This window comes from Cardiobacterium sp. Marseille-Q4385, from assembly GCF_916618745.1.
Classification (GTDB): domain Bacteria; phylum Pseudomonadota; class Gammaproteobacteria; order Cardiobacteriales; family Cardiobacteriaceae; genus Cardiobacterium.
This window is the reverse complement of record NZ_OU745373.1, coordinates 152,519-170,730: the sequence shown is the minus strand read 5'-3', so window position 1 is coordinate 170,730 and position 18,212 is coordinate 152,519. Positions and strand designations below refer to the sequence as shown.

Here is an 18,212-nt window from a genome sequence, read left to right as displayed (position 1 = left end):
ATCACCAGATGCCGAGTTTGTTGAGATATGCCTCTTGTTCGGCGCTGAGTTCGCTGACTGGGACTTTGCCGCCACCACCGGGGATTTCGACGATATAGGTCGGCATGGCGATGCCGGACAGACATTGGCGCAGTTCGCGCATAATTTCCTTGCCTTCGGCGAGGGCGGTGCGGAAGTGGCCGGTACCACGTGCGAGGTCGGGGTGGTGCAGGTAATAGGGGACGACGCCCGCATCCAGCAGGTCATTCATCAAGCGGGCGAGGATGGCCGCATCGGCATTGACGCCTTTGAGCAGTACGGTTTGCGAGTAGAGCAGGGCGCCGCTGGTGCGCAGGGCTCGCAGGGCAGCGCGGGCATTGGCGGTTAGTTCGGCGCTGTGGTTGATGTGTACGACGATGTGCAGGCTTTGTGGCAAGTCGCTGAGGTGGGCCAGTAATGCGTCATTGATGGCAGCAGGCTGGACAACGGGAATGCGGCTGTGGATGCGCAGGCGGCGGATATGCGCCAGGTCGCGGTAAGCAGCGGCGCATTGTTGCAGTTTTGGGGTGGTCAGCATGAGCGGGTCGCCGCCGCTGTAGATGACTTCTTCGACTTCTGTATGGACGGTGAGGTAAGCGGCGACGTCGGCGATTTCTGCTTGTCGCAAGGCAGTGCCGCGTCGCCCGATGTGTTCTTTGCGGAAGCAGAAGCGGCAGTACACGGCACAGACCGGCGAGATTTTCCACAGGACGCGATTGGGGTAGCGGTGCACCAGCGAGGGCAGTGGTGAATGTGGTGCATCGCCGATGGGGTCGCTCAACTCACTTTCAGCGACTGCAAATTCGCGTACATCAGGCAGAAATTGCGCGGCAATGGGATTAGCGGGATCGTCGCCGAGGACAGCGGCCATTTCATCAGTCAGGGCAAACTGGTATTCAGTAAGCAGGCCGCGCATGGTGGCAACGGGCAGGCCGCGCCGCCGCGCCAGTTCCTCCGGCGTCATTCGGCTTTCGGGCGCAGGATGTAGGCCTTGTCGCCGCGCTCGTTGGCAAAAGTGTGCAGGATATCGAAGAGTTCGAAGTCTTCCGGCTGTTGTGGATTGTTCCGCCCCTGAATGTGGATGTAGAGGTCGCCGGTGCTGATGTCATAGTAATGCGATACGGCATTGCCCATTTCGGCAAAGCCGTCGCTATTACGGAAAGGGGCACCGCCGCCGTAATAGAGGGCGGTCAGGCTGTTGCTGAAAACGCGGCCACCGGCACGCTGCTGCCGCGCCCACTCGCCCGCTTCACGCAGGTAGGTCAGCGAGGGGCCGAAGGTGATGATGCTGGCCAGGGCATAAGCGACCATCAGCCAGGCGAGAATCAGCAGGCGTTGCGGCGGGATGCGCCCGCTTTTAACGCGTTGCAGGGCGTAGAAAACGACGCCGGACACCAACCACAGCGTTAGCATGGTGATGGGGGTGTAATAAAGGTCACTCGGCAGCGCGTCGTAATACATGAAGGCAAACGCTGACAGTGCCCAGAAGTAACCCAGCGAGACAGCGAAGAAAAGGCGCACCCGCATTTCCAGTACGGTGTTCATCGCGCGGCGCGTCACGGCAAGGACAACCAGCAGCACAATGACCGGGCCGATGATTTTGGCGGCGTTGACGACGACCAGCAGCAGCGCGATCAGGAAGCCTTCAAAGAGGCTGATATCCACGGGGTTGTTGGCATTGATGAAGAAGGACATATCGTGCCGCTTCAAATCCAGATTCTGGATGAAAGCTGGCAACCAGGCGGTAACGGCTTCCCGCCAGGGTGCAATTACCAAGATGATGCAGACGATCAGGGCATAATAAGCGAGGAGGAAAAGGCCGCGTTCACGCAGACGCTGCCGCCAGTTACTACGCCCCGGCCAAAAGAGGAACAGCAGCGGGAAACCGCCCGCCCAGAAGGCGGCGGCGGGAACAAATAGTGCCGCCAGCCAGGCAGTCAGTGCCCAAGCGAGAAAAGCCCAATACAGATAATTGCGGTAATAAGCGAGGAAGAGATACAACCCTGTAAGCCACAGCAGCATCGCCGGCTGAAACGCGCTCACTTGCAGGCGGACATCGTTATATTCCGGATTAAAGTTAAGCAGCAGGAACAGCAGAAACGTCGTCTGCGGGCCAATGCCGACGAGGCGTGAGATACGGCAGAACAGGCAAAGGGACAGCGTGGAAATAAGTGCCATCAGGGCGGCAACTGCATCGCTTGAGGCTTGTAATGGTGCTAGCAAAGATTCAAACGGATTCTGCGGCTCATGCACGCTGCGCCACAGTGTTTGCAGCGATTCCACATCCAGCACGCGTCCGCCTTCCAGCCATATCCATAACGCCGTCAGCAGCGCCAGTGCGGGAATAAAAAGATTTTGTTGCCAGGCGGGGCGTTGTACTGCTTGCCGCAGGGCAGCTTTAAAAGAGGACAACATCAGATTTCAAAGCCGAAAATACGTTGCCGCTTCGGATAATCCGCCGGATTACGCACCTGTGTTTCCAGGAATTCGCCGACGCGCTGTCCGATGCTTTGCGGCTGAAAAATTTTGACACGGGAAAGGGCGTGTTGGGCGAGGCTGGTGAGGCGGTGCGGATTGGTGAGGATTTTCTCGATGATAGGGAGGAGCGCATCTTTTTTGTTGAAAAAAATCGTGTCGTGCAGATTGCGCCAGCGGTAAATCATGCGGATATCGTTGCCCGGGTCGGGAGTCAGGGCAACGGCACCGCAGGCCATCGCCCAAATCATAGGTGTTGGGTCGTAGTGGCCGTTTTCCGGAATAAAGATGAACAGATCTTCGCGCCCAACGGTGCCGCTGCTCATTTCCTTCCACAATTCCTCGCGGTTGCGGCTGAGGACATTGAGTCCGATCTTGCCGGAGAGTGCCTTCTGTAGCTGCGGCGCAGTGTCGCCCCTACCGTCATAAATATGACAGGCAGGCAACTCGCGCGTTTTGTTGCGCGCGTAAAAATGCTCGGGGTCATAAATCTGCGGAATCCAGAAGACGTCATGTCCCTGCGTGCTGTATTCCTGCGCCACACTGGTATCGCTACCGATCCAGCGCAGCCACGGCATTGCATGAAAATTGGATTTCATCTTGCGCCGCGTTTCCGGCGGGTCAAAGTCCGGACGCAGCATCGCGAGAGTTGGCAAGGTACGCAAAAAGCGTCCTTGCTGGTAAATATAATCGCCGTCGTACATCAAAACGATGCGGTCGTATTGCGGCAGACGGACGAAATGACGAAAAAAATCTTCCAGATTGGCGCTTTGTTTGGCATCCAGCGCATAGAGATCGCAAGTACCAACCTGCACACGCAAAGCGGCATAGAGAGCGTTCAGATATGTCGGCGAGTCTTTGGGTGCGAGCAGGAGTACTTTCATTACATTAGAGTGCTTTGTAATTCAATAGTTTTAGGGCGAAGCGGGATTCCCCATCCTTGAGTTGTTGTAATTTTACCAAACGGAGAGGATTTTCGGCGAAGTAAATTTTGGTCTGGCGGCTGCCGCTGGTCTGCACAAACACTTTGACCACGACCGTTTTACCGCTCTTACCGTCCTTCCATTTTTCATCCGGCAACCGCTTCACTTCATAGCTACGCACGCGGTCTTCATTGACCAGGGTGTATTTATGTTCGCCGACACGACCCCGCTCCACATCCAGGGTGCTTTGCACCACGAGGGCGAGCATATCCAGCGCAGGTTCGTTCGGGTTGACGCGCAATTCCTTGTTTTGCGAACCGATGACCGCCTGAATCTTGCCGTTCGCCAGATCGCCATAATTGTAGTAAACAAACTGGTTTTCCTTGCCGTCCATCTCGCGGCGATAGGAAGTGGGCATCACTCGGTCGCCGGCAATGCGGCCTTCCGCTTTCTCGCGAATCTGGCCATAACCCAGCATCTTGGCTGCCAGCGACGGATTGCCGGTTGCTTCCACGCGATAGCCCAAATCGTTAAAAAACGTCTCATGCCGTACCCGCCCGGCGCCGACGCCGCGAATGGTCAAATCATACTCGGCGACGTAACTTTGCAGGGCGGTGGCGGCAAAAGAGGCGGACAACAATAAAACGGCAACAGCCGGACGGAACAAGCGGAACATAAAACCTCCACAGAAAAGAAGCGGCGGATTGTGCCACAGGCACCGGATTGCGACCCATACTAAATTCCCATGAAGAGCCGGGCATGGCTGTCACATCCAATTACGACATGATGACTTACTTCACGAGCCCAGTATTTATCCCGCTTGGCGGCGATCAGCAAAAAAGGCAGACGCGGTGGTCTGCCTTTTTATGTCGCTGGCGGACTTATGCCGCTGGCGCAAGCAGCGTGGTCAGCGCTGCGCCGGGATCTTCCGCCTGCATCAGCGCGCCGCCGACGAGGAAGGCGTGAATGTCCGCTGCCTGCATTTCATCAATGTCGGCGCGGGTGTGGATACCGCTTTCGCAAACCAGCAGGTAATCCGGCGGCAGCATTGCCTTGATGCGTTTTGAGGTGTCGAGCGAGACGGAGAAATCGTGCAGGTTGCGGTTGTTGACGCCGATAACGCGCAGCGGCAGTTTGAGTGCGCGTTCGCATTCGGCTTCGTCATGCACTTCGACCAGCACGTCCAGCCCCAGGTCGTGAGCGACGCGGGTGAATTGTGCCAGTTCGTCGTCGCTCAGGGCAGCGGCAATAAGCAGCACGGCATCGGCGCCGAGGGCGCGCGCTTCGACGATTTGGTATTCGTCAATAATGAAGTCTTTGCGCAAAAGCGGCAGGCCAACCGCGCTGCGGATCAGGCGCAGGTAGCGGGCGCTGCCCTGAAAGTATTTTTCGTCGGTCAAGACCGACAGGCAGGCGGCGCCGGCTTCCGCGTAGCTTTCGGCAATCGCCACCGGATCAAAGTTGGCGCGGATGACGCCGAGGCTGGGCGAGGCTTTCTTGATTTCGGCGATGACTGCCGTGCCGCCAACCGCGACCCGCGCCAGCAGCGCTTTCATGAAGCCGCGCGGCGTATCGTTGCTGGCGGCAATGTTCGCGACCAGCTGGTCCATGTCAATGCGCTGTTTTTGCGCAGCTACTTCCTGCCGCTTGTGCGCGAGGATTTCATCCAGAATCGTTGCCATCATTTATTTCCTTGTAAACGTTGTGAGCAGGCGGCGATGCGGCTTAACTGCCGCGTTGCACTGCCGTCGCGCATCAGGCTGCGGGCGAGTTCCACCCCTTCCGCCAAATCCGCCACTTTTCCGGCGACGAGGAATATCGCCGCTGCGTTCAGCGCCAGCATGTCGAAGCCGATCGCGGGTTCGCCTGTCGCAAACACTTGCTCAATCAGCGCCAGGCTTTGCGCCGCATCCTTGACTTGCAGCGGGCTGTGGTCGCTGTATGTCATGTCGAAAGTTTTGGGATCTACTTCGTGATCGAAAATGATGCCGTCGTTACGCAGTTCGACGACGTGGTTCACCGCCGTGACGCTGAATTCGTCCAGTCCGTTTTGCGAATGCACCGCCAGCACCCGTTTGGCGCCGAGCGAGCGCGCCACTTCGACCATCGGCCATAGCCACGCTTTGCTGAACACGCCCAGCACCTGATGCTTGACCCCGGCGGGGTTGGCCAGCGGGCCCAGGACGTTAAACACGGTGCGGATGCCAATGGCGCGACGGATGGGCACCACATGGCGCATCGCCTGGTGATAGGCCTGGGCGAACATGAAGCCGAAACCCGTTTCCGCAATACATGCTTTCACCTGCGCGGGTTCGAGATCCACGACCACGCCCGCCTGACGCAAGAGATCGGCGCTGCCGGAAGCACTGCTGGCGGCGACGTTACCATGCTTGGCGATCTTCACCCCGCCGGCGGAGGCAATCACTGCCGCTGCCGTCGAGACGTTAAAAAGACTGGCGCCATCGCCGCCAGTGCCAACGGGATCCACCAGCACACCCTCGCCCAAATCGGCGGGTTTTGCCAGTTCGCGCATCACCTGCGCTGCTGCCGTCACCTCGCTTGCCGTCTCGCCCTTCATCGTCAGCGCCGTCAAAAAGGCACCAACCGCCGCCGGATCAGCCTCACCGTTCATCAGCGCCAGCATCACGCTGCGCATTAACTCCGGTGGCACATCCTGGCCGTGCACCAGCAAATCAATCGCTTCCTTCAACATAAAAACCTCATTTTTTAACAAATTGCCAATGTCCGGATTGTAGCGCGCCCAAAGACCAATCACCAACCTGCACCCGCACCAAACGCAGCGTCGGCAGGCCGACCGCTGCCGTCATCCGCCGCACCTGGCGGTTACGCCCTTCGCGGATGACAATTTCCAGCCACGAATCCGGCACCGATTTGCGGAACCGCACCGGCGGTTCGCGCGGCCACAGCGCAGGTGGCGCGATGCGGCACACTTCGGCGGGCAGCGTCTTGCGCGCCGTCTGCGCCTTCTTGTCCTTCAGCCACACCCCGGCGCGTAACTGCGCGAGCGCCACTTCATCCGCCTCACCTTCCACCTGCACCCAGTAACGCTTCGCCAGTTTGAAACGCGGGTCAGCGATACGCGCCTGCAAGCGGCCATCGTCGGTGAGCACGACCAGTCCCTCGCTGTCAAAATCCAGCAATCCCGCCGGATAGACGTTCGGCACATCCACATAATCGGCGAGCGTCGCCCGCCCGGATTTGTCGGTGAACTGGCATAGCACGTTAAACGGCTTGTTCAGCAAAATCAGCATCATCCCTCCGCACAAAAAAACGGGCGGCATTGTACGCTGCCGCCCGCCAAGCGGGATAAATCCCGGCCCCGCCAAGCGGGGCATTTTCTGGGGTTTTACGGTTGCACGGCGACGGTCGCGCGTATCAGTTTTTCCGCGTTGGCGAGGGTGTTTTCCACAGCGCTGTACGGGGTGTTGCTGCGCGCCACCACTTGTTCGGCGCTGTTCAGTAGCACCTGCACTTTACCGTCGTTCTCGGTGATGAGCACTTTCAGCGGCAGTTGCAGGGCGAGGGTCGGGTCATTTTGCATCAGCGGCGTACCGGCTTTGGGCGAGCCGTAGATGAGGACGGTGGCAGGCTGCATATCGAGTCCTGCCTCTTTCGCCGCCGCCTGATGGTCGATGCGGGCGAAGAGGGTCATGCCTTTTTCCTGGATGGCGGTCTCCAGGGCGGTGACGGTGGCGGCGAAGTCGTAACGGCTATCGATGGTCAGCGGTGCGTTTTGTGCGAGGGCGGCAGTGGCAAGCATGGGCAGGGTGAGGAGGAAGCGGCGGATGAGATTCATGGGAGGGTTCCTGTGATTGGCATGGGGGTTAAATCTGTGACTTGAAGCGGGCACTGTTCATGCCGACGTCAATCATCATTTGCAGGCCGATAGCGAAGCAGCGTTCGTCCAGGCCAAATTTGGGGTGATGGTGCGGGTAGTCGAAGTTGGGCGCGCCAGAGCCGATCACGGCGTAGGTGGCGGGGGCACAGCGGGCAAAGGCGCTGAAGTCTTCACCGCCCATCATGCCCGGCAGGCTGACGATGTGTTCTGCGCCGAAGCGGGCGGTGGCGAGTTCGCGCACGATGGCGGTTTTCGCCGGATCGTTCCAGGTAACGTCGTAGCCGATTTGGTAGTCAAGTTCGTAGCTCGCGCCGTTTGCCGCGCAGAGGTTTTTGATGAGGTCTTCGATGGCTTTGCGCGCAAACTGGCGGTGTTCTTCGCTGGTGGTGCGGACGCTGCCGACGAGTTCGGCGCTATCGGGGATGACGTTCTGCGCGTGGCCGGCGCGGAAGACGGTGTTGGAGATGACTAGGGCATCGTGCGGCGAGACGCGGCGGGCGACGATGCTTTGCAGCAGGGTAACGAACTGGGCACCGATAACGACGGGGTCGATGCTGCCTTCGGGCATGGCGGCGTGTCCGCCTTTGCCGCGTATGGTGAGGTAGTAGGCGTCGGTATTGGCGCTGGCCATGCCGTCTTTGATGTCGAGGATGCCGACAGGCGAGGTGGAAAAGAGGTGCTGGCCGTAGATGAAGTCGAAGTCATCGAAGTAGCCGGTGGCGACCATTTCCCGCGCGCCGCCGGGCAGTTTTTCTTCGGCGTGCTGGAAGATGGCGTGGATTTCGCCGCTGAGTTGGTCGTAGTGATCATCAAAGTAGCGGCAGGCGGCCATCAGGATGGCGGTGTGGCCGTCGTGACCGCAGGCGTGCATTTTGCCGTCGTTCACCGAGCGGAAGGGCAGGTCGTCGCGCTCTTCCTGGATGGGCAGGGCATCTATGTCGGCGCGCAGACCGATTTTGGCGCCGGGTTTGCCGGTGGCAAAGACGACGACGACGCTGGTCGGGGTCAGGCGTTCGATGCGGCTTGCGTGTTTGAGTTTGCCCATTTCTTCGGCAATGAAGCGGCTGGTTTCCACTTCTTCGAAGGAGAGTTCGGGATGCTGGTGCAGGTGACGGCGCCATGCGGTGAGTTGTTGCAGGTATTGTTCCATAGTGGTTTTCCTGGGTTTAGAGGTAGATAAAGCCGCCCGGGCCGAGTTGCCAGTTCATCAGGTACCAGCCGATGAGCAGCAGGGTCCAGAAGATGGCAAAGGCGATGGTGTAGGGCATGAGGGCGGCGATGAGGGTGCCCATGCCGATGTTTTTGCTGTAACGCTGCGCGTAGGAGAGGAGCAGCGGCATGTAGGGCATCATCGGGGTAATGGGGTTGGTGATGGAGTCGCCGACGCGGTAGATCATTTGGGTGAAGGCAGGGTGGTAGCCGAGCAGCATCATCATCGGCACGAAGATAGGAGCGAGGATAGCCCATTTGGCCGAGGCGCTGCCAATGAGCATGTTGATGCCTGCCGAGAGGGCGATGATGCCGAGGATGAGGGTGATGCCGTTCTGCCCTCCCAGGGCGGTTGCCCCCTTGATAGCGATGATAATGCCGAGGTTGCTCCAGTTGAAGAAGGCGAGCATTTGCGCGGCGAAGAAGACGATGACGATGTAGGTACCCATGTTTGCCATGGAGTCGCCCATCATGCGCGATATGTCACGTCCGCTTTTGGCGCTGCCAGCGACGAAGGCATAGACCAGGCCGGGGAAGAAGAAGAGCAGGGCGATGATGAAGACGATGCCGTTCATCAGGGGGGATTTTTCGATGAGGCTGCCGGTCGCGGCGTTGCGCAGCAGTGCGCCTTCCGGCATGGTCAGGATGAGCAGCAGGCCGAGCATGGCGAGCAGGGTGTAATTCGCTGCACGCATGGCTTTGCGTTCGCTGGGACTGACGCTGCCATCATCGTTTGTCACCACGCCGGCTTCCGGGGTGTATTGCCCCATGCGCGGCAGGAGGATTTTGCCCGTTACCCACCAGGCGACCACGAGCAGCAGGAAGGTGGAGGCGGCGATGAAGTAGTAGTTCATCGCGGCATTGAGCGGCACTTTATCGTCAATCAGGGCGGCAGCGGGCTGGGTGAAGGTCAGCGCGAGAACGTCGGTGAGGCCGACGGTGAGGTTGGCGGCAAATCCGCCGAGGCAGGCGGCGTAGGCGCAGACCATGCCGGCGATGGGGTGATAGCCCATGCGCAGAAAGAGCAGCGCGGCGATCGGCGGCAGGACGATGATGGCGGCATCGGCGGCCATGTTGCCCATGATGCCGACGAAGATGATGACGGGGATGAGCAGGTTGGCGGGGGCGCGGGCGACAGCGACTTTCATCAGCGTTTCGAACCAGCCGGATTTTTCCGCGACGCCGACGCCGATCATGGCAGCGAGGACGACGCCGAGCGGCGGGAAGCTGGCAAAGTTTTTCACTGCGTCTTCGATGATGCGCACGATGTTTTCGCGGTTCAGCAGGTTGACGGCGGTGATGGTTTTGCCGTCGGCGGGGTTGGTGGCGGTTACGCCCGCCAGCGCACACAGCCAGGAGGCGATGAGGATGATGGCGCAGAGGATGATGAAGATGAAGACCGGGTCGGGTAGTTTGTTGCCTGCCTTTTCCACACCGTCAAGGAAACGGGTGAAGAGACTGCGCCGGGATGTGCTGGCTGTCATGGGTTACCTCTTTGTTTTTCATGGGGTTTGCCGGGATGTTACCGCTGGTTCATGCGGGCGCGACAGCGTAGCACGCTTTCTGGAGCTGACAAAGATTTTTTAGTGAAAAAATGATGATTCTTGGACTTTTATGCTTTGTTTCGTCCTTTTTATGGTTTTTTATTCTGCATTTAGGCAATTAAAGGCTGAATTTGTTTAACAGGGCAGGGTGGTTGGGGGTATCCAGCTGGAAACGCCGAACATAAAAAAGCCGCCGCAGTAGCGGCGGCAAGCTGCGATTTGCTGCTTATTTGGGGATGAACATCATGGTGTACACCACGACCACGAGCACCGCGACCAGACCCGGCACGCTGTTGCGTTTGACGAGCAGCAGCGGCGAGATTTTGGCTGCGCCGGAGACGGCGACCATCACGCCGGAAACTGGCGACAGGCTGCGTCCGGTGTTTGAGACCTGCATCATCGGTGCGATGAGGTAGGCGGGGTTGATCCCCATCTGGCCGGCGAGTTTTGGCGCGAGTTCGACGAAGGCGAAGAAGGCGGCGTTGCCCGATCCGGCGGCGATGGCGACGATCAGGGTGATGATGACCAGCGCCAGCATGACGACGTTTGCCGCCGCGCCGGTACTTTGTGCGGATTCGATCAATGCCTTGACGAAGCCGATGCTTTCCAAGCCATGCGCGAAGATTCCGGCGGCGACGAGGAGCACGACCACGGCGGAGAAGCCTTCCGCCATGCCCCGGTAGCAGACTTCGAGGCCTTCATAAACTTTCGTCGCTTTTTTCGTGCGGGCAAATTCCAGCAGGGCGGTGATGAAGATGGTCAGGACGACCAGCCCGCCCAGTTCGACTTTTTCGGCGACGACGCCGTCGAAGATAAAGAGGCCGATGATCGGCAGGAAGGGCAGGATGAAGTAGCCGAGCGGCGCATCGCTTTGCAGCGCGGTCGCTTCGGTGCCGGCCAGCGGCGTACCGTTTGTGGTTTGCACCAACCCTTCGCGGCGGTCGCAATAGCGCTGCCAGTAGTAGTGGGCGATGGCGACGAAGAACAGCGCGGCCAGCGACATCGGCAGGATGGTCTTGAAGGCAAAGTCGATCAGGTTGGCGTTGGCTTTTTCGGCGGCGAGGATGACGTCGGCTGCGGTCGGCGCGAGGTTGACCACGGTAGTGGACGAGCAGATGGCTGCCGCTGACGGCGCGCTGATGCCGAGGCGGGTCATGATGGGGAACAGCGTCGCCATGAGGAAGACGCCGAGGGCGGTCGCCGAGTGGATGGCGAACGACATCAGACCGGCGAGAATGAAGCCGCCGATCATCAGCACGTAGGGCGAGCGCACATGGCGCAGCGGTTTGTAGAGGACGCGGATGACGACGTCGTTGGCGCCGACATGCGACATGTAGGCGGAGAAGCCGATGAGGATCATGATGATCATCCCCAGGCCGCCACCGCGTTTTTCAAAGAGGGCGTAGATGCTGTTGCTGACATCGGCGACAGGGTGGCCGCTTGGGGTCTTGACGATGTCGTTGCCGAGCGCGAGGGCGACGACGAGCAGGGCGATGCCGATGGCAAAGAGCACGCCTTTGGCGTTATAACCCTTAATGATGAAACCGCCAGCAGCGATGAGGGCGAGGACGCCGATGAGGATACTGAGTGTGGCACTGTGCATGAGGGTATTCCGGTGGGATTAGCGGGGGATGTGTCGTTATCCCGCCCGGCGGGTCAATCGTTATTCGCCTGGCGGAGGTCTATTTTTATCCGCGCGCAACCGCGAACGGCTGCGCGCGTCTCTTGTTTAATCGCGTTGTGCGAATTCGCAGATGATGCCGAGGACGACGTTTGCCGCCTGTTCCATCACATCCAGCGAGATAAATTCAAACGCGCCGTGGAAGTTTTCCCCGCCGGTGAAGAGGTTTGGCGTCGGCAGGCCCATGTAGGAAATCTGCGCACCGTCGGTGCCGCCACGAATCGGTGCGGTAAGCGGGGTAATGCCGAAATCGCGCATCACTTTTTCGGCGATATCGACGACGTAGCGGTGCGGTTCGACTTTTTCGCGCATATTGCGGTACTGCTCGTGGATTTCGACCTTGCCGCAGTGCTCGCCATAATCACGCTGCATCGCTGCCATCGTGTCGCTGAGCATCTTGCCGAGGTCGGCCAGTTCCTCACGGGTGAAACTGCGCAGCAAATAGCGCAGGCGGCATTCTTCCAGCGTGCCCTCGAATTTGTAGAGGTGGATGAAGCCCTCGCGTCCCTCGCTTTCTTCCGGGGTGAGGTGCGCAGGCAGGCGGTTATGAAATTCGCAGGCGCGGGCAAGGCCGTTCACCATCACGCCCTTCGCCGTGCCGGTGTGTACGCTGCGGCCATAGAAGGTCACGACGCCTTCGTCGGCGTTGAAGTTTTCGTACTGCAATTCGCCCAGCGGGCCGCCGTCCACGGTATAGGCGACATCGGCGCCGAAGGCCTTGACATCAAAATGTTTCGGCCCGCGCCCGATTTCTTCGTCCGGGGTGAAAGCGACGCGGATTTTGCCGTGCGGGATTTCCGGATGCGCCAGCAGGTATTCCACCGCCGAGAGGATGATGGCGATGCCGGACTTGTCATCCGCGCCGAGCAGGGTCGTGCCGTCGGTGGTGACGAGCGTGTGCCCGTGCAGGCCGTCCAGTGCCGGAAATTCTTTGGGCGAGAGCACCTTGCCACTGCCTTTGAGCGGGATGTCGCCGCCGCCATAATTCTCGATGACCTGCGGTTTGACGTTCTCGCCGCTGCATTCCGGCGAGGTATCGACGTGCGCCATGAAGCCCAGCACCGGCACTTTCTTGTCAGTAGTGGCGGGCAGAGTGGCAAAAAGATAGCCCTTGTCGTCGAGCGAGACTTCCGTCATGCCCAGCGCCGTCACTTCATCACGCAGGAGGCGCAGCAAATCCCACTGCTGCGGCGTGGTCGGCACGGTCGTGCTGGCCGCATCGGAAGTAGTGTGCACCTTCACATAACGTTGCAGCCGTTCTAAAAGCGGTTTTCTGAGCGGAATCAAAGCAGGCATATAGCACCTCATGGTTAAAAATTCGCGCGAATTCTAACACATTACCTCTGAATAGTGTGGATACAACACTCAACAAACAATGAATTCACATTATTATCACGAAAAACCACATATAGATAATGGGACGAGCAGGCATAGGCGTATAGCGATGAGGTGAGTGGTATAGACAGGAAGGGCAGAGTGGATGAAAAACGGGCACAAAAAACCCCGCCGCAGCGGGGTAAAAAAATCAAGGTAAAAATGGAGCCGGTAAAGGGACTTGAACCCATGACCTGCGCGTTACGAATGCGCTGCTCTACCAACTGAGCTATACCGGCGAAACGCGCGCAATCATACACAGAAGCCCCCGGCAACACAACGGCAAGCAAAGGCTTCCGATGTCCCTCACCATGAACCGTCTGCGCCGCCGTTGTCGCTACTGCTGCCACCGCCGCCGTCGTAACTGCTGCTGCCGCTATCACTGCTGTTGTATGTGCTGCGGTAGGAGTCGCTATCGTCGCGGCGTTCACGACGACGGGCGGCTGTATCCACCTTATTCACGTCATCCCCGTCATTTCCATCGTCATTGTCGTCGTCCGCATCTTCCAGTCCGGCGGGGCTATCCGCGGTGTTCGTCTGGGCTTTGCCAAAGGCGATGCGGAGCCAGGCAAGGATGGTGCTGCCAAGGATGAGCAAGATGACACTGCCAAAAACAAGGCCGCTGTTGACGCCATAGAAGATGCCGAACAGCGCCCAGCCGGCGCCGCAGAGCGGTGGAATGGAGATGCGGAAGCGGCGGCGTTTGCCGAGGTACCAGCCGAGTACGCAGGTGCAGACCAGGGTGAGCAGGAAGAAGTTGTAGTCGCGCTGCGTGATCGGTGCCGGCGGCGGGGCGGTGAGGCGGGAAATGATGGCATCAAGGCCGCTATCAATGCCGCCAGGGTAGTCGCCGCGCTTGAAGGCGGGGGTGATGCGGGTGTTGATGATGTCTTGCAGGTGGTCTGTGCTGAGGATGTCATCCAGCCCGCGCCCAGGCTGGATGCGCAAGCGGTGGTCGCGATGGGCGATAAGGATGAGCAGTCCGTCGTTTTTGCTGGTATCGCCCAGTTGCCAGCGGGCAAAGAGGGTTTGGCTGTAGTCCTTTAGCGGGATGCCGTCGGTGCTGTCCACAATGACGACAGCCGCTTGCATCAGGCCGTCGTCGTACCAGCCGCGCAGTCGGGTGGCAAGTGCGGCTTCCTGGGCGTCGCTGAGGATTTCTGCCTGGTCAATGACGGGGCGGTCAAGTTTGAGGGCATCGGGGCTGACGGCATAGGCCGGGATGCAAAGGGCGAGGATAAGGCTGATGAGGATGCGGATCATGGAGCGTTCTCGGCAGGGATGGCTGCGGCATTGTAGCGTTATGGGTAAAGCAGCTGCCAAGCGGGATAAATCCTGGGTTCGCGGGCAGTCGCCAAGCGGGATAAAACCTGGATTCGTGGGCAGTCGCCAAGCGAGATAAATCCTGGGTTCACGGGCTGCCGCCAAGCGGGATAAATCCTGGGTTCGCGGGCAGCCGCCAAGCGGGATAAACACTGGGTTTGCGGGCAGCCGCCAAGCGGGATAAAGCCTGGATTCGCGGGCTGCCGCCAAGCGGGATAAAACCTGGATTCGCGGGCAGCCGCCAAGCGGGATAAATCCTGGGTTCGTGGGTAGCCGCCAAGCGGGATAAATCCTGGGCTATCCCGCCCGTTTGCCCATGTGTTGCAAGGCGCGCAATCCAAGCATGAGGAAGAAGCCTGCCGCCTGGCAGAGGACGATGCTGGCGCCGGTTGAGGCGTCCCAGTGGAAGCTGATGAGGACGCCTGTGATGTTTGCCACGACCGCCAGCGCTACCGCGACGGCGAGGGTGTGGTGGAAGCGTTTGGTGACGAGTTGGGCGCTGACGCCGGGGGCAATCAGCATGGCGACGACGAGGACGACACCGACGGCTTGCATGGCGCCAATGGCGGTGAGGGTCAGCATGATGAGCAGGCTGGTGTGCAGGAATGACACGGAAAGGCCGGCGAGGCGGGTCTGGGCTTCGTCAAAGATAAACAGCATGTAGTCGCGCCATTTGCTGGCGAGGATGAGGAGCACCAGCGCGCAGATGGTGATGACTTGCCAGCGCTGCGCGGGCAGCATGCCAAGGAGGTTGCCGAATAGGATATGGGTGAGGTGCTGGTCGCTGTCGCTGTGCTGGAAGAGGAGGATGCCGGCGGCGAAGAGGGTGGAGAAGGTGATGCCGAGCAGGGTGTCGCTTTGCAGGGTGCTGCGCCGTTCGAGCCAGCCGGTGGCCAGGGTGCAGGTGAGTCCGGCGGCGAAAGCGCCTGCGATGAGCGGCAGGCCGAGGACGGCGGCGATGACGATGCCGGGCAGGATGGCGTGCGAGATGGCGTCGCCCATCAGCGCCCAGCCTTTGAGGACGATGTAGCAGGAGAGCAGGGCGCAGGTGATGCCGAGCAGCAGGGCGATGGCGAGCGCCTGTTGCATGAAGGGGTATTGCAGGACGTCGGTGAGGATGTTCATGAGCTTTGGCGCAGGGCGGCGAGGTGTTGCAGGCGGCGGACGGTGAAGACGGCGAGAAAGAGGCAGCCTTGCAGGACGACGACGACGGCACCGGTGATACTGTCAAGGAAGTAGCTAAGGTAGGTACCGAGGACGGCGGTGATGGTGCCGATAGCAAAGGCGGTAACAAGCACGCGGCCAAAGCTGCGGCAGAGCAGGAAGGCGGTCGCGCCGGGGGTGATGAGCAGGGCAATGACGAGGATGGCACCGACGGTTTGCAGGGCGGCAACGACGGCTGCGCTGACGAGCAGGAAGAAGAGCCAGCGCAGGCGGGTAACGGCAAGTCCGGCGGTCGTGGCCTGGATGTCGTCGAAGAAGAGCAGCATCAGGTCGCGCCATTTGAGGGCGAGGATGGTGAGCGAGATGGCGCAGATGGCGAGCATTTGCCACAGGTCGTGGTCGTCGATGCCGAGGATGTTGCCGTAGATGACGGCTTGCAGGTTCACCGCCGTCGGGTAGAGCGAGATGATGAAGAGGCCGGCGGCGAAGAAGAGGGTGAAGACGAAGCCGATGATGGCGTCCTGACGCAGCATGGGCAGGCGTTTCAGGAGGAGCATGGCAGCAGCGGCAAGGATGCCGGTGGTGAAGGCGCCGAGGGCATAAGGCAGGCGCCACAGGTAGGCGAGCGCGACGCCGGGGACGACGGCATGGGAGAGGGCGTCGCCAATGAGCGACCAGCCTTTGAGCATGAGGTACACCGAGAGCAGGGCGCAAACGCCGCCGACTGCCGCGCTGCTCAGGAGTGCTTTGAGCATGAAGTCGTAAGAGAGCGGTTCGAGCAGGGCGTTCACGAGTTGTTGTTCCGGTTATCGACGAAGACGGCGGGGTGTTCGTCGTCGCTGATGATGCGTACTTGCGGGGCAACGTCGCCAAGGCCGATGTTTTTCAGGACGCTGCCGAAGGCGCGTTCGAGGTTATCAACGGTGTAGATGTCGTCAATGCCGCCGTGGGCGATGATGCTGCGGTTGATGAGGACGACTTCGTTGCAGTATTGCGGCACGGCGCCGAGGTTGTGCGTGGAGACGAGCATGAGGTAGCCCTCGCTGCGCAGGGTTTTCAGGAGTTCCATTACCGCGTATTCGGTTTTGGCGTCTACGCCGGTAAAGGGTTCGTCCAGGAGGATGATGCGGCTTTCCTGAGCCAGTGCGCGGGCAAGGAAGACGCGCTTTTTCTGCCCGCCGGAGAGTGCGCCGATTTGCCGTCCGGCAAGATCGGCGATGCCGAGGCGCTCCAGCGCGGCAGCGACTGCGGCGTGGTCTTGCGGCCGCGCGCGGCGCAGGAAGCCCATGTGGCCGTAGCGGCCAAGCATGACCACGTCTTTGACGAGGATGGGGAAGTGCCAGTCGATATTCTCGCTTTGCGGGACGTAGGCGATGCCGTTCTGCCGCATCGCCTGGGCGACGGGCAGGCCATTGACCTGCACCGTGCCGGTTTGCGGGCGGACGATGCCCATGATGGTGTTGAACAGGGTCGATTTGCCGGAGCCGTTCACCCCGACGAGGGCGCACACGGTGCTGCCCTCGAGGGTGAAGGTGACGTTTTCGATGGCGCGGTGCCCGTTCGGGTAGGTAACGCTGACGTTTTCTACCGCAAGCGAGGGAGGCTGCAAGGGCGAGTCAGGGTTGGAAGCCATTGATGACGGTATCCGTGGTTACTTTGAGCAGGTCGAGATAGGTCGGCACCGGACCGTCGGCGGTTGAGAGGGAATCTACGTAGAGCACGCCGCCGTATTTGGCGCCAGTTTCTTTCGCGACTTGTTTTGCGGGCTTGTCGGAAATGGTGCTTTCGCTGAATACCACCGGAATTTTGTTGGCGCGGACGGTTTCAATCAGTGCACTGACTTGTTGCGGTGTGCCCTGCTGTTCAGCGTTGATCGGCCACAGATAGGCTTCTTTGAAGCCGAGATCTTTGGCGAGATAGCTGAATGCGCCCTCGCTGGAAACCAGCCAGCGTTGTTCCGCCGGGATTTTTTCGACTTCCGCTTTCAGCTTGGCATCCATTGCATCCAGTTTGGCGAGATAGGCGGCGGCGTTTTTGTGGTAGTTGTCAGCATGAGCGGGATCGTGCTTGGCGAGCGCCTTTTCGATGTTTTGCACATAGATTTTGGCGTTGGCGACCGACATCCAGGCGTGCGGGTTTGGTTTACCGTCATAATCGCCGCCGTGAATGGACATCGGCTCGATGCCTTCGGTCACGACCACGGACGGCACACCTTTGACGTTGGCAAAGAAGCGCTCAAACCAGCGTTCCAGATTGAGTCCGTTCCAGAGAATCAAGTCTGCCTGCTGCGCCTTGACCAAATCCTGCGGCGTCGGTTCATAATCGTGAATCTCCGCGCCCGGCTTGGTGATGGACAGTACCTGTGCATCATTACCCGCGACTTCTTGCGCCATATCGGCGATGACGGTGAAGGTGGTAACCACGGTAAACGGCTTGTCAGCGGCAAAAAGCGGTGCGCAAAAGCCGCAAAACAACAAGAAAAAGAGTTTTTTCATCATAAACCTCGTTAAAAATGTGTGAAAAATTGGGTGTTTGCCCGTGCACTACGATACGCTGTTATATAGTTGCTGTAAATAGGAAACTCTCGCATTTGTAATTTTCAATCATTATTTGGCGGATGTTCCGTGATGCTTGTTGGGTGT

The 18,212-nt window shown here is 59.5% G+C and carries 17 protein-coding genes and 1 tRNA gene; all 18 read right to left on the bottom strand.

Going from position 1 to position 18,212, the window contains the following annotated elements; all coding sequences use genetic code 11:
• Window position 1: 1 nt before the first annotated feature.
• Window positions 2–982, bottom strand: a complete 981-nt coding sequence (locus LG374_RS00915; protein WP_225755939.1) for a KamA family radical SAM protein — start codon at window positions 980–982, stop codon at window positions 2–4.
• Window positions 979–2,433, bottom strand: a complete 1,455-nt coding sequence (locus LG374_RS00910) for a hypothetical protein (RefSeq protein ID WP_225755938.1) — start codon at window positions 2,431–2,433, stop codon at window positions 979–981. Before LG374_RS00910 ends, LG374_RS00915 begins: the two co-directional genes overlap by 4 nt.
• Window positions 2,433–3,377, bottom strand: a complete 945-nt coding sequence (locus LG374_RS00905; RefSeq protein ID WP_225755937.1) for a glycosyltransferase family 1 protein — start codon at window positions 3,375–3,377, stop codon at window positions 2,433–2,435. Before LG374_RS00905 ends, LG374_RS00910 begins: the two co-directional genes overlap by 1 nt.
• 4 nt (window positions 3,378–3,381) lie before the next feature.
• Window positions 3,382–4,092 carry a DUF3108 domain-containing protein gene (locus tag LG374_RS00900; protein WP_225755936.1) on the bottom strand — a complete coding sequence of 237 codons (711 nt, stop codon included), beginning with the start codon at window positions 4,090–4,092 and terminating at the stop codon, window positions 3,382–3,384.
• 205 nt (window positions 4,093–4,297) lie between these two features.
• The gene (trpC, locus tag LG374_RS00895) at window positions 4,298–5,098 is read right to left on the bottom strand and encodes an indole-3-glycerol phosphate synthase TrpC (RefSeq protein WP_225755935.1); all 801 of its coding nucleotides are present in this window, start codon (window positions 5,096–5,098) and stop codon (window positions 4,298–4,300) included.
• Entirely contained in the window at window positions 5,098–6,129 is a 1,032-nt protein-coding gene (trpD, locus tag LG374_RS00890; RefSeq protein WP_225755934.1) for an anthranilate phosphoribosyltransferase, read from the bottom strand. The genes trpC and trpD overlap by 1 nt, the downstream gene beginning before the upstream one ends.
• Before the next feature lie 7 nt (window positions 6,130–6,136).
• Window positions 6,137–6,691, bottom strand: a complete 555-nt coding sequence (locus LG374_RS00885; protein ID WP_370639299.1) for a pseudouridine synthase — start codon at window positions 6,689–6,691, stop codon at window positions 6,137–6,139.
• A 92-nt stretch (window positions 6,692–6,783) separates the two neighbouring features.
• Window positions 6,784–7,197: a DUF302 domain-containing protein gene (locus LG374_RS00880; protein WP_345921044.1), complete on the bottom strand. Its 414-nt coding sequence runs from the start codon at window positions 7,195–7,197 to the stop codon at window positions 6,784–6,786.
• 64 nt (window positions 7,198–7,261) lie between these two features.
• A complete protein-coding gene (locus LG374_RS00875; protein ID WP_225755931.1) occupies window positions 7,262–8,425 on the bottom strand; it encodes a M20 family metallopeptidase in 1,164 nt (387 codons plus the stop codon).
• Between the two features lie 16 nt (window positions 8,426–8,441).
• Window positions 8,442–9,968 carry an AbgT family transporter gene (locus LG374_RS00870; protein ID WP_225755930.1) on the bottom strand — a complete coding sequence of 509 codons (1,527 nt, stop codon included), beginning with the start codon at window positions 9,966–9,968 and terminating at the stop codon, window positions 8,442–8,444.
• A 286-nt stretch (window positions 9,969–10,254) separates the two neighbouring features.
• Window positions 10,255–11,631 (bottom strand): anaerobic C4-dicarboxylate transporter DcuC, encoded by a 1,377-nt coding sequence (dcuC, locus tag LG374_RS00865; RefSeq protein ID WP_225755929.1) that lies wholly within the window; start codon window positions 11,629–11,631, stop codon window positions 10,255–10,257.
• Between the two features lie 126 nt (window positions 11,632–11,757).
• The gene (gene pepT, locus LG374_RS00860; protein ID WP_225755928.1) at window positions 11,758–13,005 is read right to left on the bottom strand and encodes a peptidase T; all 1,248 of its coding nucleotides are present in this window, start codon (window positions 13,003–13,005) and stop codon (window positions 11,758–11,760) included.
• Window positions 13,006–13,246: 241 nt separating this feature from the next.
• Window positions 13,247–13,322 (bottom strand) — tRNA-Thr (locus LG374_RS00855).
• A 67-nt stretch (window positions 13,323–13,389) separates the two neighbouring features.
• On the bottom strand, window positions 13,390–14,346 hold the full coding sequence (locus LG374_RS00850; RefSeq protein WP_225755927.1) for a YgcG family protein: 957 nt from the start codon (window positions 14,344–14,346) through the stop codon (window positions 13,390–13,392).
• Between the two features lie 357 nt (window positions 14,347–14,703).
• Entirely contained in the window at window positions 14,704–15,531 is an 828-nt protein-coding gene (locus LG374_RS00845; RefSeq protein WP_225755926.1) for a metal ABC transporter permease, read from the bottom strand.
• Window positions 15,528–16,325, bottom strand: coding sequence for a metal ABC transporter permease (locus LG374_RS00840; RefSeq protein WP_370639320.1), 798 nt, complete (start codon window positions 16,323–16,325; stop codon window positions 15,528–15,530). The genes LG374_RS00845 and LG374_RS00840 overlap by 4 nt, the downstream gene beginning before the upstream one ends.
• Window positions 16,326–16,357: 32 nt before the next feature.
• Window positions 16,358–17,203, bottom strand: coding sequence for a metal ABC transporter ATP-binding protein (locus tag LG374_RS00835; protein WP_225755924.1), 846 nt, complete (start codon window positions 17,201–17,203; stop codon window positions 16,358–16,360).
• Window positions 17,187–18,068 (bottom strand): metal ABC transporter substrate-binding protein, encoded by an 882-nt coding sequence (locus tag LG374_RS00830; RefSeq protein WP_225755923.1) that lies wholly within the window; start codon window positions 18,066–18,068, stop codon window positions 17,187–17,189. The genes LG374_RS00835 and LG374_RS00830 overlap by 17 nt, the downstream gene beginning before the upstream one ends.
• Window positions 18,069–18,212: the final 144 nt, after the last annotated feature.

Coding starts and splice junctions, on each gene's coding strand:
- pepT (WP_225755928.1), bottom strand. CDS start 13,005: ATGCCTGCTTTGATTCCGCTCAGAAAACCGCTTTTAGAACGGCTGCAA.
- LG374_RS00885 (WP_370639299.1), bottom strand. CDS start 6,691: ATGATGCTGATTTTGCTGAACAAGCCGTTTAACGTGCTATGCCAGTTC.
- LG374_RS00830 (WP_225755923.1), bottom strand. CDS start 18,068: ATGATGAAAAAACTCTTTTTCTTGTTGTTTTGCGGCTTTTGCGCACCG.
- LG374_RS00880 (WP_345921044.1), bottom strand. CDS start 7,197: ATGCTTGCCACTGCCGCCCTCGCACAAAACGCACCGCTGACCATCGAT.
- LG374_RS00850 (WP_225755927.1), bottom strand. CDS start 14,346: ATGATCCGCATCCTCATCAGCCTTATCCTCGCCCTTTGCATCCCGGCC.
- LG374_RS00910 (WP_225755938.1), bottom strand. CDS start 2,433: ATGTTGTCCTCTTTTAAAGCTGCCCTGCGGCAAGCAGTACAACGCCCC.
- LG374_RS00870 (WP_225755930.1), bottom strand. CDS start 9,968: ATGACAGCCAGCACATCCCGGCGCAGTCTCTTCACCCGTTTCCTTGAC.
- LG374_RS00875 (WP_225755931.1), bottom strand. CDS start 8,425: ATGGAACAATACCTGCAACAACTCACCGCATGGCGCCGTCACCTGCAC.
- LG374_RS00905 (WP_225755937.1), bottom strand. CDS start 3,377: ATGAAAGTACTCCTGCTCGCACCCAAAGACTCGCCGACATATCTGAAC.
- trpC (WP_225755935.1), bottom strand. CDS start 5,098: ATGGCAACGATTCTGGATGAAATCCTCGCGCACAAGCGGCAGGAAGTA.
- LG374_RS00845 (WP_225755926.1), bottom strand. CDS start 15,531: ATGAACATCCTCACCGACGTCCTGCAATACCCCTTCATGCAACAGGCG.
- LG374_RS00835 (WP_225755924.1), bottom strand. CDS start 17,203: ATGGCTTCCAACCCTGACTCGCCCTTGCAGCCTCCCTCGCTTGCGGTA.
- LG374_RS00840 (WP_370639320.1), bottom strand. CDS start 16,325: ATGCTCAAAGCACTCCTGAGCAGCGCGGCAGTCGGCGGCGTTTGCGCC.
- LG374_RS00900 (WP_225755936.1), bottom strand. CDS start 4,092: ATGTTCCGCTTGTTCCGTCCGGCTGTTGCCGTTTTATTGTTGTCCGCC.
- LG374_RS00915 (WP_225755939.1), bottom strand. CDS start 982: ATGACGCCGGAGGAACTGGCGCGGCGGCGCGGCCTGCCCGTTGCCACC.
- trpD (WP_225755934.1), bottom strand. CDS start 6,129: ATGTTGAAGGAAGCGATTGATTTGCTGGTGCACGGCCAGGATGTGCCA.
- dcuC (WP_225755929.1), bottom strand. CDS start 11,631: ATGCACAGTGCCACACTCAGTATCCTCATCGGCGTCCTCGCCCTCATC.